Annotated in this window: 17 protein-coding genes; 10 read left to right on the top strand and 7 right to left on the bottom strand. The window is 69.8% G+C overall.

Going from position 1 to position 20735, the window contains the following annotated elements:
• Positions 1 to 30: 30 nt before the first annotated feature.
• Positions 31 to 1089, bottom strand: a complete 1059-nt coding sequence (ruvB, locus tag IM738_RS25430) for a Holliday junction branch migration DNA helicase RuvB (protein ID WP_236963769.1) — start codon at positions 1087 to 1089, stop codon at positions 31 to 33.
• Between the two features lie 136 nt (positions 1090 to 1225).
• Between ruvB and IM738_RS25425 the strand changes: the two genes are divergently transcribed.
• Complete coding sequence (locus IM738_RS25425; protein WP_236963768.1) at positions 1226 to 2377, top strand: carbonic anhydrase; 1152 nt, start codon at positions 1226 to 1228, stop codon at positions 2375 to 2377.
• Between the two features lie 124 nt (positions 2378 to 2501).
• Here the strand turns inward: IM738_RS25425 and IM738_RS25420 are convergent, their stop codons facing one another.
• From IM738_RS25420 to ruvA, 3 genes are read right to left on the bottom strand one after another with little or no spacing between them, the layout of a single operon-like run.
• Positions 2502 to 2771 carry a type II toxin-antitoxin system RelE family toxin gene (locus IM738_RS25420; RefSeq protein WP_236963767.1) on the bottom strand — a complete coding sequence of 90 codons (270 nt, stop codon included), beginning with the start codon at positions 2769 to 2771 and terminating at the stop codon, positions 2502 to 2504.
• Positions 2755 to 2967 carry a type II toxin-antitoxin system RelB family antitoxin gene (gene relB, locus IM738_RS25415; protein WP_236963766.1) on the bottom strand — a complete coding sequence of 71 codons (213 nt, stop codon included), beginning with the start codon at positions 2965 to 2967 and terminating at the stop codon, positions 2755 to 2757. Before relB ends, IM738_RS25420 begins: the two co-directional genes overlap by 17 nt.
• A gap of 40 nt (positions 2968 to 3007) precedes the next feature.
• Complete coding sequence (gene ruvA / locus IM738_RS25410; RefSeq protein ID WP_236963765.1) at positions 3008 to 3586, bottom strand: Holliday junction branch migration protein RuvA; 579 nt, start codon at positions 3584 to 3586, stop codon at positions 3008 to 3010.
• A 37-nt stretch (positions 3587 to 3623) separates the two neighbouring features.
• Here ruvA and IM738_RS25405 point away from each other — a divergent pair, with 37 nt between their 5' ends.
• Both IM738_RS25405 and ybeY read left to right on the top strand, forming a co-directional pair.
• Positions 3624 to 4604, top strand: a complete 981-nt coding sequence (locus IM738_RS25405) for a PhoH family protein (protein ID WP_236963764.1) — start codon at positions 3624 to 3626, stop codon at positions 4602 to 4604.
• A gap of 4 nt (positions 4605 to 4608) precedes the next feature.
• Complete coding sequence (gene ybeY / locus IM738_RS25400; protein WP_236963763.1) at positions 4609 to 5061, top strand: rRNA maturation RNase YbeY; 453 nt, start codon at positions 4609 to 4611, stop codon at positions 5059 to 5061.
• 128 nt (positions 5062 to 5189) lie between these two features.
• Here ybeY and IM738_RS25395 read toward each other — a convergent pair whose 3' ends face one another.
• The 3 genes from IM738_RS25395 to IM738_RS25385 all read right to left on the bottom strand — a co-directional run bounded on the left by IM738_RS25395 (position 5190) and on the right by IM738_RS25385 (position 7712).
• Positions 5190 to 6188, bottom strand: a complete 999-nt coding sequence (locus IM738_RS25395) for a chorismate transformation enzyme, FkbO/Hyg5 family (protein WP_236963762.1) — start codon at positions 6186 to 6188, stop codon at positions 5190 to 5192.
• A 35-nt stretch (positions 6189 to 6223) separates the two neighbouring features.
• Positions 6224 to 6664, bottom strand: a complete 441-nt coding sequence (dtd, locus tag IM738_RS25390; protein ID WP_236963761.1) for a D-aminoacyl-tRNA deacylase — start codon at positions 6662 to 6664, stop codon at positions 6224 to 6226.
• 118 nt (positions 6665 to 6782) lie between these two features.
• Entirely contained in the window at positions 6783 to 7712 is a 930-nt protein-coding gene (locus IM738_RS25385) for a cation diffusion facilitator family transporter (RefSeq protein ID WP_236963760.1), read from the bottom strand.
• A gap of 97 nt (positions 7713 to 7809) precedes the next feature.
• On the opposite strand from IM738_RS25385, the gene glgB reads away from it, so the two are divergent.
• From glgB to IM738_RS25350, 7 genes are all read left to right on the top strand, one after another.
• Positions 7810 to 9720 (top strand): 1,4-alpha-glucan branching protein GlgB, encoded by a 1911-nt coding sequence (gene glgB / locus IM738_RS25380; protein WP_236963759.1) that lies wholly within the window; start codon positions 7810 to 7812, stop codon positions 9718 to 9720.
• A complete protein-coding gene (glgX, locus tag IM738_RS25375; protein ID WP_236963758.1) occupies positions 9717 to 11873 on the top strand; it encodes a glycogen debranching protein GlgX in 2157 nt (718 codons plus the stop codon). Before glgB ends, glgX begins: the two co-directional genes overlap by 4 nt.
• Positions 11874 to 11895: 22 nt before the next feature.
• Positions 11896 to 13407 carry a 4-alpha-glucanotransferase gene (gene malQ, locus IM738_RS25370; RefSeq protein ID WP_236963757.1) on the top strand — a complete coding sequence of 504 codons (1512 nt, stop codon included), beginning with the start codon at positions 11896 to 11898 and terminating at the stop codon, positions 13405 to 13407.
• 142 nt (positions 13408 to 13549) lie between these two features.
• The gene (gene glgC, locus IM738_RS25365) at positions 13550 to 14812 is read left to right on the top strand and encodes a glucose-1-phosphate adenylyltransferase (protein ID WP_236963756.1); all 1263 of its coding nucleotides are present in this window, start codon (positions 13550 to 13552) and stop codon (positions 14810 to 14812) included.
• A 135-nt stretch (positions 14813 to 14947) separates the two neighbouring features.
• Positions 14948 to 16480, top strand: coding sequence for a glycogen synthase GlgA (gene glgA / locus IM738_RS25360; protein ID WP_236963755.1), 1533 nt, complete (start codon positions 14948 to 14950; stop codon positions 16478 to 16480).
• A 36-nt stretch (positions 16481 to 16516) separates the two neighbouring features.
• Positions 16517 to 18994: a glycogen/starch/alpha-glucan phosphorylase gene (locus IM738_RS25355; protein WP_236963754.1), complete on the top strand. Its 2478-nt coding sequence runs from the start codon at positions 16517 to 16519 to the stop codon at positions 18992 to 18994.
• 239 nt (positions 18995 to 19233) lie between these two features.
• Entirely contained in the window at positions 19234 to 20715 is a 1482-nt protein-coding gene (locus IM738_RS25350) for a sensor histidine kinase (RefSeq protein ID WP_236963753.1), read from the top strand.
• Positions 20716 to 20735 lie beyond the last annotated feature (20 nt).

Here is a 20735-nt window from a genome sequence, read left to right as displayed (position 1 = left end):
CCGGTGGTGTGGTCCCAACCCCCTGGCACGTCAGTTCGAGTCCGGGAACAGGTGATCGCCCGACTGCGGGGGCATCACACCGAGGTGGCGGTAGGCCGCCAGCGTGGCGATGCGCCCGCGTGGCGTGCGCTGCAGGAAGCCCTGCTGGATCAGGTAGGGCTCGATCACGTCTTCGATGGTGTCGCGCTCTTCGCCGATGCTGGCCGCGATGTTGTCCAGCCCCACCGGCCCGCCGTCGAAGCGGTGGATCACGGCTTCGAGCAGCTTGCGGTCCATCAGGTCAAAGCCTTCCGGGTCCACATCGAGCATGGCCAGCGCGCGGTGAGCGATGTCGTTGGTGATGCGGCCCGTGCCCTTCACGTCGGCGTAGTCGCGCACGCGGCGCAGCAGGCGGTTGGCGATGCGCGGTGTGCCGCGCGAGCGGCGCGCGATCTCGAAGCCGCCGGCCTCGTCCATCGGCGCGTTGAGCAAACCGGCGCTGCGCCGGACGATCAGCGCCAGCTCGTCGGCGGTGTAGAACTCCAGCCGCGCCACGATGCCGAAGCGGTCGCGCAGCGGGTTGGTGAGCATGCCGGCGCGCGTGGTCGCGCCCACCAGGGTGAAGGGCTGCAGGTCCAGTTTGATGCTGCGCGCTGCGGGGCCCTCGCCGATCATGATGTCGATCTGGTAGTCCTCCAGCGCGGGGTACAGGATTTCTTCGACGACCGGGCTGAGGCGGTGGATTTCGTCGATGAAGAGCACATCGTTGGGCTCCAGGTTGGTCAGCAGCGCGGCCAGGTCCTTGGGCTTTTCCAGCACCGGGCCGCTGGTCTGGCGCAGGTTCACGCCCAGCTCCTGCGCAATGATGTGACTCAGCGTGGTTTTGCCCAGGCCGGGCGGGCCGAACAACAGCACGTGGTCCAGTGCCTCGCTGCGCTTCTTGGCCGCGCCGATGAAGATTTCCAGCTGCTCGCGCACCTTCTGCTGGCCCACGTATTCGTCCAGCAGTTTGGGCCGCAGCGCGCGCTCGATCGCCTCTTCTTTGGGCGACACAGCGGCGGCCGAGACCACTCGGGGCGCGGGGGCGAAATCGTCGGTCTGGATGCTCACGGCAGGGGCGTCGGTTGGGAACAGCGGGGCGGTCATTGACTATACAGGCCGCGTTCCGCAGGCAGCCGCTCAAGTCGGTGATCGCCGCTGCCGATACACCGGCAACACCGCCCCACGCACGAACCCCGCACCCGCCATGAAAACGCACTCCGCGCTCCGCCTGTCCGCCCCGCTGTCCTGGCTCGCGGTGGCGGCGCTGTGCGGCCTGGCCGGCCCCGCCGCCGCCAGCGACGCCGCGGCGGCCCCGGCAGCGGCAGCGCACACCGAGACCCGCCCTTCCGCCACCGCCAAGCCCCAGGCCGCCCCCCCGGCCGCCGGCGGCGACCGCTCGACCGAGACGCTGGCGGCGGCCAGCCGCATCAAGGCCGCCCTCGACGCCGCTGGCGGCACCAAAAGCGGGGTCTCGCTGGTGATCGGCGAGCCCGCGCGCCAGCCGGCAGGCGGCCCCGCGGTCGCCTCGGCACCGGCGGCCGAACCGCAGGCGCCGGCCGCCACCAAGCCACGCGGCAGGCTCCATGCCACGACCGCCCCCGACCACAGCCGCGCCAGCGCCGCCATCCGCAGCGGCCACGCCGCGCCCGAAGCCCACAGCACCAAAGACCATCAACCCCACTGGTCCTACGAAGGCAAGTACGGCCCCGAGCACTGGGCCGGCGTGAAACCCGAGTTCAACACCTGTGCCATCGGCAAGCGCCAGTCGCCCGTGCACATCCAGGACACCAGCACCCTCCAGGGTCCGGCCGAGCCGCTGCAGTTCGACTACCGCCCCACCGGCGGCAGCGTGGTGAACAACGGCCACACCATCCAGGTCGATCTGGAGCCCGGCAACACCCTGAGCGTGCGCGGTTCGACCTACCAGCTGCTGCAGTTCCACTTCCACCACCCGGCGGAAGAGAAGGTCAACCACAAGGGCTTCTCGATGGTCGCGCACCTGGTGCACAAGAACGACGAAGGTCAGCTCGCCGTGGTCGCCGTGCTGATCGACCCGGGCTCGGCCAACGAGCTGGTGCACAAGGTCTGGACCCACATGCCGCTGGACACGGGCGACCGCGTGCGCCTGCCCGCCGGCCTGCTCGACATGAACACCCTGCTGCCCACAGACCAGCGCTACTACCAGTTCATGGGCTCACTCACCACGCCGCCCTGCACCGAGGGCGTGTTGTGGAACGTGATCAAGGCGCCGGTGACGGTGAGCAAGGAGCAGCTCAAGCTGTTTGCCCAGCTGTTCCCGATGAACGCGCGACCGGTGCAGGCGCTCAACGGGCGGGTGGTGCGGGACGCGCAGTAAAGGAGCCCCCCGCGCCGCCTGCGGCGTCACCCCCCAGGGGGCAACGCGGTGCGGCCCGGCGGAGCCGGTTCCGCCGCGTTCACGGAGGGGCTTCCCCTCTTCTCCATGCCTTCCGCTGCCCCGTTCAGCGATAGACCTCGCGCCGATTGCCGATGCGCAACACGCGCACGACGATGCGCTGGTCTTGAATGTCGCAAACGATGCGCCAGTCGCCCACGCGGTATTTCCAATAGCTGCCCAAGCGAGCGCCGGACAGCGCCTCGCCGATGCTTCGTGGGTCTTCCAGCAGAGACAGGCGGTCGCGCAGAAACGCGACCAGACGCGTCTGGATCGGTCGGTCGAGTTTTTTGAGTTCTTTCAGCGCGTCGGGGTCGAACTCAATTTGCCAAGCCAAGCTCGCGCTCCACGTCGGTCAGCGGGATGGTCTTGCGGTTTTTTCGCGCCCGGGCTTCAGCCAGGTAGAAATCTTCGAGGTCGTCCAGGTGCTCCAAGATGGCCTCGCGCGCCAAGGCCGTCTTGGTGCGACCGGTTTCTTGGGTCAGGCGGTTCAAGCGTGCTTCGATGTCGGGGGTCAGGCGGATGGCTAGCATGCGGCACTCCTTTGCTATACAAATATAGCGATGCGCCAGTTTACTTCGCCAGCGCCTTCAACGCCAGCTTGATGCCCTCGCTCACCCCCACGCCCGCGGGCAGGGCCTTGAGCGCGGCGACCGCGTCTTTCTCGTTGTAGCCCAGCGCCATCAGCGCTTGCTGGATGTCGCTGGCCGCGTCGCCCACGGCGGTGGCGCCCCCGGCCAGCGGCAGGTCGGCGCCGAGCTTGCCCTTGAGTTCGAGCAGCAGGCGCTCGGCGGTCTTTTTGCCGATGCCCGGCACCTTGACGATGCGCCCGGCGTCCTGCGCGGTCACGGCCTGCGCCAGATCACCCACGCTCATGCCCGAGAGCACCGAGAGCGCGGTGCGCGGGCCGATGCCGCTGATCTTGACGAGCTGGCGAAAGGCCTCGCGCTCGGCCGCGCTGCCGAAGCCGTAGAGCAGCTGCGCGTCTTCGCGCACCACGAAGTGCGTGAGCAGCGAGATTTTTTCGCCCAGCGCGGGCAGGTTGTAGAAGGTGCTCATGGGCACGTCCACCTCGTAACCGACGCCATGGCAATCGATCAGGATCTGGGGCGGGTTCTTTTCCAGCAGCGTGCCGGTCAACTTGCCTATCATTGAAGACCTTTCATTGGACTGTCCTGGATTATCCGTTTTGATCCTCCGCCACACCTTCTCCCCGCCCGACAACGCCCGCATGGCCCACCTGTGTGGCCCGATGGACAGCCACATCCGCAGCATCGAGGCGGCGCTGCAGCTCAAGGTGGCGCACCGGTTCGAGCAGTTCCGCATCGAAGGCCCCAAGGCCAGGGCGCAGCAGGCGCTGGAGGTGATCCAGGCGCTGTATCAGATGGCGAAGAAGCCGATCCCCGCCGAACAGGTGCAGCTCATGCTGAGCGGCGACACCGCGCTGGCCGAGCCGGGCGACGGCGCGCTGGCCATGCAGACGCGGCGCGGCGAGGTGCGCGGGCGCACGCCCAACCAGGCGCGTTACCTGGAGAACATGGCCACGCACGACATCACCTTCGGCATCGGCCCGGCCGGCACCGGCAAGACGTATCTCGCCGTGGCCTGCGCGGTCGATGCGCTGGAGCGCAGCGCGGTGCAGAAGATCGTGCTCACCCGCCCGGCGGTCGAGGCCGGGGAAAAACTCGGCTTTCTGCCCGGCGACCTGGGCCAGAAGGTGGACCCCTACCTGCGCCCGCTGTACGACGCGCTCTACGAGCTGATGGGCACCGACAAGGTGCAGAAGGCCTTCGAGCGCCAGCAGATCGAGATCGCGCCGCTGGCTTTCATGCGCGGGCGAACGCTCAACCACGCCTTTGTCATTCTCGACGAGGCGCAGAACACCACGGTCGAGCAGATGAAGATGTTCCTCACGCGCATCGGCTTCGGCAGCAAGGCCGTGATCACCGGTGACGTGAGCCAGATCGACCTGCCCATCACCCAGCTCTCGGGCCTGATCGACGCCGAGCGCGTGCTCAAGCGCGTGACCGGCATCGCCTTCAACCGCCTGACCAGCGCCGACGTGGTGCGCCACCCGCTGGTGGCCCGCATCGTGGACGCCTACGACGCGCGCAGCCCGGGCACCGCCGACACGCCGCTGGTGAAACGCGCGCGCCGAAAGACGGTCTGACGCCATGGCCCTGCCCTCGCTCTCCCTGTCCCTGCAATTCGGCGCGCTGGACGACGCCGCCCTCCACCGCGCCGCGCTGCCGCGCCACCGGGTGATGCGCTGCATCCGCCACGCGCTGGACGCCGACGCCGAGATCACCGTGCGCATCGTGGACGCCGAAGAGGGTCAGGCCCTGAACCGCGACTTTCGCCAAAAGGACTACGCGACCAACGTGCTCACCTTCGACTACGCCACCGAGCCCCTGGTGATGGCCGACCTGGTGCTGTGCGCGCCGGTGGTGGCGCGCGAGGCGAAGGAACTCAAGAAGCCACTGGCCGAGCACTACGCGCACCTGCTGGTGCACGGCACGTTGCACGCCCAGGGCTGGGACCACGAGACCAGCGAAGCAGACGCCGAAGACATGGAAGCGCGGGAGATTGAAATCCTCGCCGGGTTGGGCTTCGCCAGCCCGTACTGACCCAGCTGGCGTTCCGAAGCACGTGCCTTCGCCAGACCCACCGTGGAACCGCCCTTCGTCATGCTCAGGACGGGCCACTGGTGGGGTCCCCCCTTCAAGGGGGGAAGCCGCGAAGCGGCGCAGGGGGGTTACTTAAACCCCTGTGCCTCGATTTCCACCAACAAATCCGACCGGCACACGTCGGCCAGCACACACACCACGGGCGCACCGCCCACGCGCTCGGCGATGACCTCGCGCACCACCGCCAGATCGGCGGCGTCGCGCACGTACACGCGGTAGGCGAGATCGGGCAACTCGAACCCGCCGCGGCGGGCGTGCGGCCGTGCCGCCTCCAGCACCGCCGCGATGTTGTCCAGGCTCTCGGCCGTCTGCGCCCGCACATCGCCCCGGTGCACCGTCTGGTGGCCGACGATGCTGGCCGTGCCGGACACGAACAGGATTTCCTGCCCAGGCGGCTGCGCCAGCGCCGCGCGTGAAAAGGTCGGGGGGCGCGGCCCGTAGTCGCTCGGATAGAGGAAGGCGCTGACCTGTCGCGGGTTCTCGATCGGGATCACCGGCGTGGCGCTGGCCAGGAAGGCGATGCTCAGCGGCCCGCCCGCAAGCCCGAGCGCACACGCCGCCGGCACGCGACCCACCACGCTGCGCGCCGCGTGCTCGAAGGCCTCGGCGCGCCCCAGGTTGAACTGCCGGTAGCGCTCCAGCCCGTCGGACTCGCGGTTGATGTCGGCCATGTAGTTCCACAGCCGCCACAGGTGGGGCAGGCCCTGGGCATCGAGCAGGCGGAAGAGGCGCGCGTAGGCCATCTCGCTCGCGATGTGCAGCGCCGAGCGCGGCGGTGCGGCGGTCACCTGCGCCTCGTCCAGCTCGATCACGCCGAACAGCAGGTCGCCACAGCGGCGCCAGGCAATGCCTTCGGTGTGGCCAGCGAGCATCGGCGCGTCGCCGGGCACCACCCAGGCCTCTTCGAACCCGCGGCGGTCGGCGCCCAGCAACGGGGTGACGAGGCGCTGCAACGGCCAGGCGGGCGCGGCATCGAGCGTCGCATCGCCCAGACGGAAACCACCCAGGATGCGGTCGGCGTCGGGGCGCGGTGAGGCGGAAAAAGAATCGAACAGTTGAAGGGTCATGACGTCAAAGAAAACAGGATCGGGACGCGCCGCGCTCAACCCATGCGCAGGGGGATCGTCACCGGCCCGTCGTTGATCAGGTGGACCTGCATGTCGGCACCGAAGCGGCCGGTCTGCACCACGGGGTGCTGCCGGCGTGCGGTCTCGACGAAGCGGTCGTAGAGCGCCTCGCCCAGCGCGGGCGGCGCGGCCTGGGTGAAGCCGGGGCGGTTGCCGCTGCGGGTGTCGGCAGCGAGGGTGAACTGGCTGACAATGAGCAGGCCGCCCGCCACGTCCTGCACGCTGCGGTTCATCTTGCCCTGGTCGTCGGAGAAGATGCGCAGCTTCAGGATCTTGGCCAGCAGCTTCTCGCCAATGGCCTCGGTGTCGTCCGGCTCGGCGCAGACCAGCACCAGCAGGCCCTGGCCGATCTCGCCCACCGTCTCGCCCGCGATCACCACACGGGCTTCGCGAACGCGTTGCAGCAGCGCCATCATGTCAACAACCACCAGCGCCACGCGTGGCGAAGCAAGCCCAGGGCACCGCCGGGCCGGCTTTGCCGGACGGCCAGTGCCGCCCCCTTGAGGGGGTCGCGCGCAGCGCGGCGGGGGTGGTTCATATCAGATCCTTGGCATCGTCAAAGTGGGCCTCGACGTCGCTGGGCAGCAGCTGGATCGAGGCCCGCAGCCCCGGCACCGCGCTCATCAGCGCCTGCTCGACGCTGGCGCGCACCGCGGCAGCCCGCCCCAGCGACCAGCTCGCCGGCATGTGCATGTGCATGTCCACAAACCGCCGCTGCCCGGCCTTGCGGGTGCTCACGTGGTCAAAGCGGATGATGGCCACCTCGCCCCGCTGGCTCGCAAAGCCGTCCAGCGTCTGCTGGATCGTGGTCATCACCTCCGGCTCCAGGGCCTCGTCCATCAGCCCTTGCGACGAGCGCCAGATGAGGTGGAACCCTTCTTTCAGGATGTTGAGCGCCACGCCAATGGCCACCACCGGGTCCAGCCAGAGCCAGCCGGTGTAGTGCACCAGGGCAATGCCGATCACCACGCCGGCCGAGGTCCAGACGTCGGTGGTCAGGTGTTTGGCATCGGCTTCCAGCGCGATGGACCGGTGCTCTTTGGCCGCGCGGAACATCACCCAGGCCAGCAGGCCGTTGAGCGCCGAGCTCGCCACCGACAGCGCCAGGCCCCAGCCCACCTGCTCGATGGGCTGGGGGTCGAGCAGGCGGCTGACCGCTGTCCAGACGATGCCCAGTGCCGCCACGATGATCAGGATGCCCTCGAAACCGGACGAAAAGTACTCGGCCTTGTGGTGGCCGTAGGGGTGGTCGTCGTCCGCCGGGCGGGCCGCGATCGTCACCATCACCAGGCCGAAGATGGCGCTGGCCAGGTTGACGAGCGACTCCATCGCGTCGGACAGCAGGCCCACCGAATCGGTGACGTACCAGGCCAGGGTCTTGAGCGTGATGGTGATCAGGGCCACCACCACCGAGGCCATGAGCAGGCGCTGCGGGGTGAGAAAACGGGTTGCGGACGTGGGCATGGACCGATTGTCACCCAGCGCCCGCACGCCTCGACCACCCTCATCGGTAACCGCCTGGTACCGGTTCGGTGACAGAATGCCTCAGAGACTCACCACCATGATCCCCAGCACCACCGACACCCCCTCGCCCCCCGGTTTCTGGATCGGTGAAACCGACGCCTGGCTGCTCGCCGAGGGCAAGCACCTGCGGCCGTGGCAAAAGCTGGGGGCCCACCCCACGGTCATGGGCGGCGTCGCGGGCACGGCCTTTGCCGTGTGGGCACCGGCGGCGCGCCACGTCGGGCTGACGGGCGATTTCAACGGCTGGAGGGTGCAGTCGATGCGGCTGCGCCCCGAGTGCGGCGTCTGGGAGCTGTTCGTGCCCGGGGCCGGCGTGGGCGCCTGGTACAAGTTCGAGGTGCACGGCGCCGACGGCAGCACCGTGATGAAGACAGACCCCTACGCGCGTGAAACCGAGTTGCCGCCGGGCAACGCGTCGCGCGTCTGCGAACCCCTGCGCGCCTCGCCCGTGGCCACGGCGGCTCACACGCGGCCGGCCGCGCCCATGGCGGTCTATGAGGTGCACGTGGGTTCGTGGAAACGCCCGGGCGGCGGCCACACCCTGCCCACCTGGGACGACCTGGTGGAGCACCTCGTGCCCTACGCCACCGGCATGGGCTTCACCCACCTGGAGCTGCTGCCGGTCAGCGAGCACCCGTTCTACGCCTCCTGGGGCTACCAGCCCACCGGCCTGTATTCGCCCACCGCGCGCTACGGCACACCCGAGGGCTTCCGCCGCTTCGTGAATGCGGCGCACGCCGCCGGCCTGAAGGTCATCCTCGACTGGGTGCCCGCCCACTTCCCGACCGACGAACACGCGCTGGCGCGCTTCGACGGCACCGCGCTCTACGAACACGCCGACCCGAAGGAAGGTTTCCACCGCGACTGGAACACGCTGATCTACAACTTCGGTCGCCTGGAGGTGCGCAACTTCCTGGTCGGCAATGCGCTGTTCTGGATCGAGCAGTACGGCATCGACGGCCTGCGCGTGGACGCGGTGGCCTCCATGCTCTACCGCGACTACAGCCGCCCCGAAGGCGAGTGGGTGCCCAACCGCGACGGCGGGCGCGAGAACTACGAGGCCATCGCCTTCGTGCGCGAGGTGCACGAGGTGCTGCAGCGCGAAGCGCCGCAGGCCACCACCATCGCCGAAGAGTCCACCGCCTTCCCGCGCGTGACCGGCCCGGTGCAGGAGGGTGGCCTGGGCTTCGACCACAAATGGAACATGGGCTGGATGCACGACACCCTGGCCTACATGGCGGAAGACCCGGTCAACCGGCGCTGGCACCACCACAAGATGACCTTCGCCATGGCCTACGCCTACAGCGAAGACTATGTGCTGCCGCTCTCGCACGACGAGGTGGTGCACGGCAAGGGCTCGCTGCTGGGCAAGATGACCGGCGACCGCTGGCAGCAGCTCGCCAACCTGCGCGCGCTCTACGCCTGGATGTACGCGCACCCGGGCAAGAAACTGCTCTTCATGGGCGCCGAGCTGGCCCAGCCCACCGAGTGGAACCACGACAGCGAGCTGCCCTGGCACCTGCTGGGCGACCCGACGCACGCGGGTGTGCAGCAACTGGTGCGAGACCTCAACCACACCTACCGCCGCGAGCCCGCGCTGCACGCGCGAGACACCGACCCGCACGCCTTCCAGTGGCTGGTGGTGGACGACGCCGACCAGTGTGTGCTGGCCTTCGTGCGCTACGGGCAGCGGCTGGAAGACACCGTGGTCGTGGTCGCCAACTTCACGCCGGTGGTGCGCCACGCTTACCGCGTCGGACTGCCGCACGACGGCGCCTGGCGCGAAGGCCTCAACACCGATTCCAGCCACTACGGCGGCAGCAACGTGGGCAACCATGGCCGCGTGCAGGCCGAGGCACAGCCGCTGCACGGCCAGGGCTGGTCGGCGGCGCTCACCTTGCCCCCGCTGGCCGTTGTCTGGCTGCAGCCCGAACCCGCGAGCGCATGAACACAGCGCACTCCGCCCCCGGCTTGGGTGCCCACCTGCAGGTGCAGGACGGGCAGCCTGGTGTGCGTTTTACCGTCTGGGCTCCCGAGGCCGGTGCGATCGAGGTGGAGCTGTTCGACGCGGCGCAACGATCCACCGGGCGGGTGGCGCTGGTGGCCGCGGGGAATGGCCTGTGGTCGCGCTTCGTGCCCGGTCTGGCCGCGGGCCAGCTCTACGGCCTGCGCGCCCATGGCCCCTGGAACCCCGACGCCGGCCAGCGCTTCAACCCCGCCCGCCTGCTGCTCGACCCCTGGGCGCTGGCCCTGGTGGGTGACACCGGGCGCCTGGCGCTGCAGACCGTCCACAGCGCGGCGGACCCGCTGCAGCCCACACAAGCCTGGGGGCAGCACCAGCCCGACCCGCAAGACAACGCCGCCGCCATGCCCAAGTGCGTGGTGCTGGACACCCAGGCCGAACTGGACGCCGGCCAGGCCATCGCTCCGCGCCCCTGGGTCGCGGGTGAGCGCGTGTTCCTCTACGAAGCCCATGTGAAAGCGCTGACCCGTCTGCACCCCGAGGTGCCCGAGGCGCAGCGCGGCAGTTACGCCGCCCTGGCCCACCCGGCCGTGCTCGCCCACCTGCAGCGCCTGGGCGTCACCACCGTCTGCCTGCTGCCGGTGCACCAGCACATCAGCGAACGCCACCTGCTGGCGCGCGGCCTCTCCAACCACTGGGGCTACAACACGCTCAACGCCTTTGCGCCCGAGCCCGCCTACGCGGCCGCCACCAAGGGCAGCGATCCCTCGGATGCCGATGAGGCCGCCACCGTGCGCGCCGAGTTCCGCCTGATGGTGGACGCGCTGCACCGCGCGGGCATCGAGGTGGTGCTCGACGTGGTCTTCAACCACACGGCCGAAAGCGACCTCGACGGTCCCACGCTCGGCTGGCGCGGCCTCGGACAAAACCACTGGTACGCGATGGCAGAGCGCGGCGTGCCACACAACTTCAGCGGCTGCGGCAACAGCCTCAACGTGAGCGAGCCGCGCGTGGTGCAGTGGGTGATGGACAGCCTGCGCTGGTGGGTGATGGCCTACGGCGTGGACGGCTTCCGCTTCGACCTCGCGGTGTCGCTGGGCCGCGTCGCCGCGCTCGGCCATGCCTTCCACCCCCAAGCCCCCCTGCTCACCGCCATGGCGCAAGACCCGGTGCTGCGCCACGTGCGGCTGATCGCCGAGCCCTGGGACATCGGCCCCAACGGTTACCACCTGGGCGGCTTCGCACCGGGCTGGCTGGAGTGGAACGACAGCTTCCGCGACGGCGTGCGCGCCTTCTGGCTCGGCCACCCGGCCACGCGCGGCGAACTCGCCAACCGCGTCTGCGCCAGCAGCGACCGCTTCCGCCGCCACGACCGGCTGCCCACCGCCAGCGTCAACCTGCTCACCGCGCACGACGGTTTCAACCTCGCCGACCTCACCGCCTTTGCCCGCAAACACAACCGCGCCAACGGCGAAGACAACCGCGACGGCCACGGCCACAACCTGAGCGCGAACGCCGGCACGGAAGGCGCCAGCGACGACCCCGGCGTGCGGCACCGGCGCGGCCTGTGGCGCCGCGCCCTGCTGGCCACGCTGTTTTGCGCCCAGGGCACGCCGCAGCTGCTGGCCGGCGACGAGATCGGCCACAGCCAGCAGGGCAACAACAACAGCTACTGCCAGGACAACGCCATCACCTGGCTCGACTGGGCGCGGGCCGACACCACCCTGGCCGGTTTCGTGGGCGGCCTGGCCGCGCTGCGCCGCCAGCACCCGGGCCTGCGCCAGGCCCGCTGGTTCAGCGGCCAGCCACCCGCCCAGGGCGGGCCGGCCGACATCGCCTGGATCGACGTGAACGGCCTGGCGCCGTCGTTCCAGGCCTGGCAAAGCACGGACCACCGCACGCTGGGCGCGCTCATTACCGCCGGCGAACCCGGCCAAGCCCCCACCGAGCGCCTGCTGCTGGTGTGGCACGCGGGCCACGGCCCCACCACCATGGCGCTGCCGGCGGGCGGCTGGTCGCTGCGGCTGGACAGCGCCCGCGCGCTGACCCGCACCGACGTGTCCGGTGGCGCCCACACCGGGGCGCTGCTGCTGAACGAACCGGGCGTTTACCTGCTGGTCCAGAGTTTGCAAGGCTGATGCCAACCCCACGCACCACGCCATGAACCCGACCCCCCACGACATCCTCGCGCGCCGCACCAGCGGCGTGCTGCTGCACATCACCAGCCTGCCCGGCCCCCACGGCTCGGGCGACCTCGGCGCTGCCGCGCGCCACTTTGTCGACTGGCTGGCCTCGGCCGGCCAGTCGCTCTGGCAGATCCTGCCGCTCTCGCCCGCCGGCCCGGGCAATTCGCCCTACCAGAGCGTCTCGGTCTTCGCCGGCAGCCCGCTGATGGTGGACCTGGACGACCTGGTGCAACAGGGCTGGCTGCCCTGGATGGCACGCAAGGGCTTCGACCACCACCGCTGCGACTTCGAGCGCGTGGCACCGTACCGCATGGCCTGCCTGCGCAAGGCCTGGGATGGCTTCAACCAGCGCGCCACCGACGTCTGCCGCGAGGCCCTGGCCACGTTCTGCGAAGCGCACGCCCACTGGCTCGACGACCACGCCCTCTTCATGGTGATCGACGAACGCCACGGTGGCCCCTGGTCGCTCTGGCCCGAGCCGCTGGCCTGCCGCGATCCGGCCGCGCTGGACGCGGTGCGCGAACAGTCGGCCCACGCGCTGGGTTTCTGGCGCTTCGTGCAGTGGCGCTTCTGGGTGCAATGGCAGAACCTGCGCAGCTACGCGCGCGAGCGCGGCGTGCAGATGGTGGGTGACGCGCCGATCTTCGTGGCGCACCACAGCGCCGATGTGTGGGCCCACGCCGATCAGTTCCTGCTGGACGAGCAGATGGAACCCGCCGTGGTGGCCGGTGTGCCCCCCGACTATTTCAGCCCCACCGGCCAGCGCTGGGGCAACCCGCTCTACAACTGGGAAACCATGGCCCACCGCGACCACCGCTGGTGGAAAGACCGGCTGGCGCACCTGTTCCAGCAGGTCGACGTGGTGCGGCTCGACCACTTCCGCGGCTTCGAGGCGCACTGGGAGATCCCCGCCAGCGAGCCCACCGCCGTGGCCGGCCAGTGGCAGCCCGGGCCCGGGCTGGCGTTCTTCCGGGCGATCGAGGACGAACTGGGCCACCTGCCCATCATTGCGGAAGACCTGGGCATGATCACGCCCGAGGTGACCGCGCTGCGCCAGGCCTGCGGGTACCCGGGCATGCGCATCCTGCAGTTCGCCTTCGGCAGCGGGCCGGCCAACCCCTACCTGCCGCACAACCTGGAACGTGGCAGCGTGGCCTACACCGGCACGCACGACAACGAGACCACGGTGGGCTGGTGGCACAGCGCGCCCGCCGGCGAAAAAGCGTCTGCGCGGGCCTACCTGGGTCACTGCGTGGACACCGAGCCGCACTGGACCCTGATCAACGCCTTGTCGATGTCGGTCGCCAACACCCTGGTGGTGCCGTTCCAGGACGTGCTGGGCCTGGACACCAAACACCGCATGAACACCCCCGGCCTGGCCACCGGCTGCTGGGAATGGCGCTTCGACTGGAGCCAGGTGGACCACCGCCCCGCCGAGCGCCTGGCCGCCATGACCCGCGCCCACGGCCGCTGGAGGCAGGAGTGAGTCCCCCCCTGCGCCGCTTCGCGGCGTCCCCCCGGGGGGACGCACCCTTTGGCCCGGCAAAGCCGGTGCTTTGGGTGCCCTGGGTGGGTCACGCGCTCCGGCTTTCCCTTCCCACCGCCTTTCAACACAACAGGAGACACGCATGGAACACAAGAACACTCCCCAGTACCTGGCCAAGCGCACCATCGCCCTGGTGCTCGCGGGCGGGCGTGGCTCGCGCCTGAAGGCGCTCACCGACCGCCGCACCAAGCCCGCGGTGTACTTCGGCGGCAAGTTCCGCATCGTCGACTTCGCGCTCTCCAACTGCCTGAACTCGGGCGTGCGCCGCATCGGCGTGCTGACGCAGTACAAGAGCCATTCGCTGCTGCGCCACCTGCAGCGCGGCTGGAGTTTCCTGCGCAACGAGTTCAACGAGTTCATCGACCTGCTGCCGGCGCAGCAGCGCATGGACGACGAGAGCTGGTACCTGGGCACGGCCGACGCGGTCTACCAGAACCTGGACATCCTGCGCGCGCACAACCCCGACTACATCCTCATCCTCGCCGGGGACCACATCTACAAGATGGACTACGCCGAGCTGATCGCGGACCACGTGGCCCAGGGCAAGAAGTGCACCGTGGCCTGCATCGAGGTGCCGATCGAAGAGGCCAGCGCGTTCGGCGTGATGGCCATCGACGGCAACCGCCAGATCACCCACTTCCTGGAAAAACCCGAGAATCCGCCCGCCATGCCGGGCAAACCCGGCGTGTCGCTGGCCAGCATGGGCATCTATGTGTTCGACGCCAAGCACCTGTTTGCGGCCCTGGAAAAAGACGCCACCACGCCCGGCTCCAGCCGTGACTTTGGCAAAGACCTGATCCCCGCCATGGTGGCTGAGGGCCAGGCCGTGGCCCACCCCTTCGGCATGTCGTGCGTGAAAAGCTCGCCCGAGGCGCCGGCCTACTGGCGCGACGTGGGCACGGTGGACGCCTACTGGGCCGCCAACCTCGACCTCACCGGCCCCCTCCCCGAGCTCGACATGTACGACCGCGACTGGCCGATCTGGACCTACCAGGAACAGCTGCCCCCGGCCAAGTTCGTGTTCAACGACGACGGCCGCCGCGGCATGGCGGTGGACTCGCTGGTCTCCGGCGGTTGCATCATCTCGGGCGGTTCGGTGAACCGCTCGGTGCTGTTCTCCAAGGTCTTCATCCACTCCTACGCCACCGTCGAAGAGGCGGTGCTGCTGCCCGAGGTCGACGTGGGCCGGCACTGCAAACTGCGCAAGGTGGTGATCGACAACGGCTGCGTGATCCCCGAAGGCATGCAGATCGGCTTCGACGCCGCCGAGGACGCGCGCCGCTTCTACCGCACCGACAGCGGGGTGGTGCTGGTGACGCGGGCGATGCTTGAAAAACTGACATGACCCCCCGAGAACTTGATCACCCCCCGCGCCGCCTTCGGCGTCACCCCCCTGGAAGGGGGGCCACACTGGCGGCCCGGCGAAGCCGGTTCCGCGGTGTGCTGGCTTGACTCCCTTCTCTCGGACATGGATTTCTGCATGAACCCGCCAAAAGTCCTTTACGTCTGCTCCGAGGTGTTCCCGCTGCTGAAAACCGGCGGTCTGGCCGACGTGAGTGCGGGCCTGCCGCCGGCGCTGTCTGCGCTGGGCGCCGACGTGCGCCTGCTGCTGCCCGCGTTCCCTTCGGTGGTGGCCGGGGTCACGCCCGAAGGACCGAGCCTGCTGGTGCCGGCGGGCGGCACCATGGGCCTGCCGGGCGGGCTGGGGCCGCTGGCCAGCTCGGCGCCCGGGCCCACGCCCTGGCTGCAGCTGGGCCGCATCAGCGCCAGCGGGCAGGCCGTGATGCTGCTGCAAGCGCCCGGCCTGTTCGATCGGCCCGGCAACCCGTACCACGACGCCAGTGGCAAGCCCTGGGCCGACGCCGCCGACCAGTTCGCCTGGCTGGGCTGGGCGGCGGCGCTGCTGGGCACCGGTCTGGACCCGGCGTGGCACCCCGATGTGGTGCACGGCCACGACTGGCACACCGGTCTGGCCTTCGCCTACCTGGCCCGCCTCGTCGCAGCGGGCCACCGCCGCCCCGCCACGGTGTTCACCATCCACAACCTGGCCTACCAGGGCGTGTTCCCGGTCAGCGTGTGCCACCGCCTGGGTCTGCCCGATGCGCTGTTTCATGTCCATGGCCTGGAATTCCACGGCCAGGTGTCGTTCATGAAGGCCGGCCTGCAATACAGCGACGCCATCACCACGGTGAGCCCGAGCTACGCGCGCGAAATCACGGGTGAGGAGCAGGGCTGCGGGCTCGATGGCGTGCTGCGCGAGCGGCGCGACCGCCTGCACGGCATCCTCAACGGCGTCGACGACGCGATCTGGAACCCCGCGGGCGATGCGCTGGTGCAACCCGGTTACAGCGCCGACGACCTGCGCGGCAAGGCTGCGGCCAAGGCACGGCTGCAGCAGCGCATGGGCCTGAAGGCCCAGCCGGACGCGCTGCTGTTCTGTGTCGTGAGCCGCCTGACCGAGCAGAAGGGCCTGCACCTGCTGCCCGGTGTGGTCGACGAGCTGGTGCGACGTGGCGGCCAGCTGGCCGTGCTGGGCGCGGGCGACCCGCTGATCGAACAGGCGCTGCAGCACGCGGCCCAGCGCCACCCGGGCGCCGTGGCCCTGCACATCGGCTACGACGAGGCCTTGGCCCACACCGTGATCGCCGGCAGCGACGTGATCCTGGTGCCCTCGCGCTTCGAGCCCTGTGGCCTGACCCAGCTCTATGGCCTGCGCTACGGCACGCTCCCGCTGGTGCGCGCCGTGGGCGGACTGGCCGACACGGTGGTCGACTGCAGCCTCGAAAACCTCGATGACGGCAGCGCCAGCGGCTTCGTCTTCCAGGACTTCGACGTGGCCAGCCTCATGGCCGCCCTGCGCCGCGCCTTTGCGCTGCGCCGCCGCCCGGCCGACTGGCAGGCCGTGCAGCGCCACGCCATGGCGCTGCGCTTCGGCTGGGAACGCGCCGCCACCGACACCCTGCGGGTCTACCAGCAGGCCCGCGCCGATGCCACTGGCACAGCTTCTGCTTGACGCAGACCACCCGCTCACCGTTTTCGAACCGAGACCATGAACACCCCCTTGACCCCCACCGTCGGCACCGCCACCGCACCGTTCGAGTACGACCATCTGGACAACACGGTGGATGCGCTGCGCAAGTCCATCGCCAACCGGCTGGTCTACGCGGTGGGCAAAGACCTGCGCTCGGCCACGCGCCGCGACTGGCTGTTTGCCCTGTTCCACGCGGTGCGCGACCGCACCATGCACCGCTGGCGCGAGACCCTGGCCGTGACACAGGACAACGATGCCAAGCGCGTGTACTACCTCTCGCTGGAGTTCCTCACCGGGCGCGCGCTCACCAACGCCCTGCTCGCGGTCGGCATCTACGACGACGCGAAGACCGCCTGCACCCAGCTCGGCGCCGACTTCGACGCGTTGATCGACCTGGAAACCGACGCCGGCCTGGGCAACGGGGGCCTGGGTCGCCTGGCCGCCTGTTTCCTCGACTCCATGGCCACGGTAGGCCTGCCCGGCATGGGCTACGGCATCCGCTACGACTTCGGCATGTTCGCGCAGCGCATCGTCGACGGGCGCCAGGTCGAAGAGCCGGACTACTGGCTGGTCAACGGCAACCCCTGGGAATTCATGCGCCCCGAGTTCAGCTACCCCGTGCAGTTCGGCGGCCGGCTGGTCCAGGAAGGCGAGCACGTGCGCTGGGTCGACACCGACGATGTGATCGCCACCGCCTACGACAGCGGCGTGCCCGGCCACGAGCTCAGCAGCGTCGCCACATTGCGCCTGTGGACCGCGCGCGCCTCCAGCGGCATCAACCTCGACGCCTTCAACAAGGGCGACTACATGCGCGCGGTCGAAGCCAAGAACCAGTCGGAAAACGTCTCGCGCGTGCTCTACCCCGACGACAGCACCGAACACGGCAAGGAGCTGCGCCTGCGCCAGGAGTACTTCTTCGTCAGCGCCTCGCTGCAGGACATCGTGCGCCGCTACCTGAAGCACCACGGCAGCTTCGACCAGCTCGCCGACAAGGTCGCCATCCACCTCAACGACACCCACCCGGCGCTGGCCGTGCCCGAGCTGATGCGCATCCTGGTGGACGAGCACCACGTGGAGTGGGACGCCGCCTGGGACCTGTGCCAGCGCATCTTCAGCTACACCAACCACACGCTGATGAGCGAGGCGCTGGAGACCTGGCCGGTGGAGCTGATGGGCCGCCTGCTGCCGCGCCACCTGCGCATCATCTACGACCTGAACGCGCGTTTCCTCGCCGAGGTGCACGACCGCTTCCCGGGTGAAAACGAGCTGCTGCGCCGCATCTCCCTGATCGACGAACACGGCCAGCGCCGCGTGCGCATGGCCTACCTCTCGGTGCTGGCCAGCCACAAGGTCAACGGCGTGTCGGCCCTGCACAGCCAGCTGATGGTGGAGACCATCTTTGCCGACTTCGCTCGCCTGTGGCCCGAGCGCTTCAACAACAAGACCAACGGCATCACGCCGCGCCGCTGGCTCTCGCAGGCCAACCGGCCGCTCTCGGCGCTGATCGACGCGCGCATCGGCACCACCTGGCGCCGCCACCTCGGCGAGCTGGCGCAACTGCGCGCGCTGGCCGACGACACCGAGTTCCAGAGCGCGTTCCGACTGGCCAAGGCACAAAACAAACAGCGCCTGGCCGAACGCATCGCCAAAGAGACCGGCATCGTGGTCGACCCAGAGAGCCTGTTCGACGTGCAGATCAAGCGCATGCACGAGTACAAGCGCCAGCTGCTCAACGTCTTGCACGTGGTGACGCGCTACCACCAGATCCTGGCGCGCCCCAACGCCAACTGGGTGCCGCGCACCGTGATCTTCGGCGGCAAGGCGGCCTCGGCCTACTACATGGCCAAGCTGGTGATCAAGCTGATCAACGACGTGGCACGCACCGTCAACCACGACAAGCGCATCGGCGACAAGCTCAAGGTGGTGTTCCTGCCGAACTACCGCGTGTCGCTGGCCGAGGTCATCATTCCCGCGGCCGACCTGTCCGAGCAGATCTCCACCGCCGGCACCGAGGCCTCGGGCACCGGCAACATGAAGTTCGCGCTCAACGGCGCACTGACCATCGGCACCTGGGACGGCGCCAACATCGAGATCGCCCAAAACGTGGGGCTGGAGCACATCTTCATCTTCGGCAACCGCACTGAGCAGGTCGCGGCCCTGCGCGCCAGCGGCTACAACCCGCGCCGCTATTACGACCACAACTACGACCTCAAGACCGCGATCGACCGCATCGCCGAAGGCGCCTTCAGCCCCGAAGAGCCCAACCGCTTCCACGACATCACGCGCACGCTGCTCGAATCGGACTACTACCTGCTGCTGGCCGACTACGCCGACTACGTCGCGACCCAGCTGAAGGTGGACGAGCTGTACCGCCGCCCCAGCGAGTGGGCCCACCACGCGATCATGAACGTGGCCGGCATGGGCATGTTCTCCTCCGACCGCACCATCCGCGAATACGCCGACGACATCTGGAACGTGAAGCCGCTGTTTGGGTGACCCCCACGCTCCGCCGCTACGCGGGTCGCTGCCCCCCGAGGGGGCTGGGCCTGCCTTGGGGCGGCCCGGCGGCTGGCCCGGCTGACCCCACGCTCCGCCGCTACGCGGGTCGCTGCCCCCCGAGGGGGCTGGGCCTGCCTTGGGGCGGCCCGGCGGCTGGCCCGGCTGAGCCTCACACTCCGCCGTTGCGCGGATCGATGAGACTCTGATCCGGCGGCGTGCGTGCCAGAATCAGCCGCATGCGCAACACGGGGTCGGGCACACGGTGGTGGTGGATGGTCGGGGCGGCGGTCTCGCTGGCCGGTGCCGTGCTGCTCGCGCGGCAGGCGATCGACGAACAGCGCGCCCTGTTCGAGACCGACGCCCGCATCGTGCACCGGCTGCTGAGCCAGCAGGTGGTGCAGCACGACGCCATCCTCGACACCCTGGCCCTGCTGCAGCCCGGGCCTGAAACGCCGGGCGCCACGCCCCCCGAACAGCGCCTGCCCGCGCTCTACCCGCACATCCTCGCGGTGCAGCGCCGTGACCGCGACGCGGCCTGGCCGGACGCGGCCCTGGCTGCCGCCGAGGCCGCCTCGCGCGCCCAACAGCGGGCCGCGCTCGCGGCGCTGGACCTGGCCAGCGGCCGCTACCGGCTGGTGCTCGCCGCCGACCCCACGGCCTACGCCCTCACCATCGACCTGCGTGGCATGGTGCCCTGGGCCGAGTGGCCGATGCAGCCCGCCAGCAGCCCGGTGCGCGTCGCGCTGGAACACGAAGGCCAGGCCTTCGAGCTGCAGGCGGGCGATGCCGCCGCGCTGGCAGGCACCGGCGGCTGGCGCTTCGAATTCCACAAACACCTGGCCGCCGGGAGCCAGCCTTTCGACGTGGTCGCCACGCGGCAGATGGGCTGGGACGCACTGCCCTGGGGCCGCATGCTGGCGTGGACGCTGGCGGTGGCGCTGGTGCTCGCGGCCCTGGCCCAGTGGCAGCGCCAGCGGATCGCGCGGCGCCGCGCCGAAGAGCTGTTGCGGCTCGGCCAGGTGGCGCGGCTGAACACCATGGGCGAGCTGGCCGCCGGCATGGCGCACGAACTCAACCAGCCGCTCACCGCCGTGCTGGCCAACACCCAGGCCGCACAGCGCCTGCTGGCCGACGAGCCGCCCGAGCTGGACACCGCGCGCACCGCCATGCAGCAAGCCGCCGCGCAGGCCCGCCGCGCAGCCGAGGTGGTGGGCCGCCTGCGCCGCACGGTCGAGCGGCCGGACACCCGCAGCGGCGTGCTCGCGGTGGAACTGGCCGAAGCCGTGCGCCGGGCGCTGTACCTGCTGGAGCCCGAGTGCCAGCGGCGCGGTGTGGTACCGCAACTGCAGGCTGCGGACGCGGTGAGCGTGGCGGCCGACCCGGTGGCGCTGGACCAGATCGTGCACAACCTGCTGATGAACGCGCTGCAGGCGATGGAGGGTGCCGTGCCCACGGCGCGCCGGCTCACGCTCACGGTGTCACGGGCCGACGGGCAAGGCGAACTGCGGGTGGCCGACAGCGGCCCCGGCATCCCGGCCGAGGTGCTGCCGCGCCTGTTCGAACCCTTCTTCTCCACCCGTGAAGGCGGCCTCGGGCTGGGTCTCTCGCTGTGCGAGACCCTGGCCAGCGGCATGGGCGGCTCGCTCAGTGCCGCCAACCGACCCGAAGGCGGCGCGGAGTTCAGCCTGCGCCTGCCATTGGCGGAGAAGCACGGATGAGCACCGCGCCGGTCCACCCC

The sequence above is a fragment of the Hydrogenophaga sp. SL48 genome (assembly GCF_021729865.1).
Classification (GTDB): Bacteria; Pseudomonadota; Gammaproteobacteria; order Burkholderiales; family Burkholderiaceae_C; genus Hydrogenophaga.
The sequence above is the reverse complement of the archived record's forward strand: the minus strand, read 5'-3'. Positions and strand labels throughout refer to the sequence as shown.

Bases quoted from the DNA above. Each gene is read 5' to 3' on its own strand.
- IM738_RS25425 (WP_236963768.1), top strand. From the start codon at position 1,226: ATGAAAACGCACTCCGCGCTCCGCCTGTCCGCCCCGCTGTCCTGGCTC.
- relB (WP_236963766.1), bottom strand. From the start codon at position 2,967: ATGCTAGCCATCCGCCTGACCCCCGACATCGAAGCACGCTTGAACCGC.
- ruvA (WP_236963765.1), bottom strand. From the start codon at position 3,586: ATGATAGGCAAGTTGACCGGCACGCTGCTGGAAAAGAACCCGCCCCAG.
- ybeY (WP_236963763.1), top strand. From the start codon at position 4,609: ATGGCCCTGCCCTCGCTCTCCCTGTCCCTGCAATTCGGCGCGCTGGAC.
- IM738_RS25395 (WP_236963762.1), bottom strand. From the start codon at position 6,188: ATGACCCTTCAACTGTTCGATTCTTTTTCCGCCTCACCGCGCCCCGAC.
- dtd (WP_236963761.1), bottom strand. From the start codon at position 6,664: ATGATGGCGCTGCTGCAACGCGTTCGCGAAGCCCGTGTGGTGATCGCG.
- IM738_RS25385 (WP_236963760.1), bottom strand. From the start codon at position 7,712: ATGCCCACGTCCGCAACCCGTTTTCTCACCCCGCAGCGCCTGCTCATG.
- glgB (WP_236963759.1), top strand. From the start codon at position 7,810: ATGATCCCCAGCACCACCGACACCCCCTCGCCCCCCGGTTTCTGGATC.
- glgX (WP_236963758.1), top strand. From the start codon at position 9,717: ATGAACACAGCGCACTCCGCCCCCGGCTTGGGTGCCCACCTGCAGGTG.
- malQ (WP_236963757.1), top strand. From the start codon at position 11,896: ATGAACCCGACCCCCCACGACATCCTCGCGCGCCGCACCAGCGGCGTG.
- glgC (WP_236963756.1), top strand. From the start codon at position 13,550: ATGGAACACAAGAACACTCCCCAGTACCTGGCCAAGCGCACCATCGCC.
- glgA (WP_236963755.1), top strand. From the start codon at position 14,948: ATGAACCCGCCAAAAGTCCTTTACGTCTGCTCCGAGGTGTTCCCGCTG.
- IM738_RS25355 (WP_236963754.1), top strand. From the start codon at position 16,517: ATGAACACCCCCTTGACCCCCACCGTCGGCACCGCCACCGCACCGTTC.
- IM738_RS25350 (WP_236963753.1), top strand. From the start codon at position 19,234: ATGCGCAACACGGGGTCGGGCACACGGTGGTGGTGGATGGTCGGGGCG.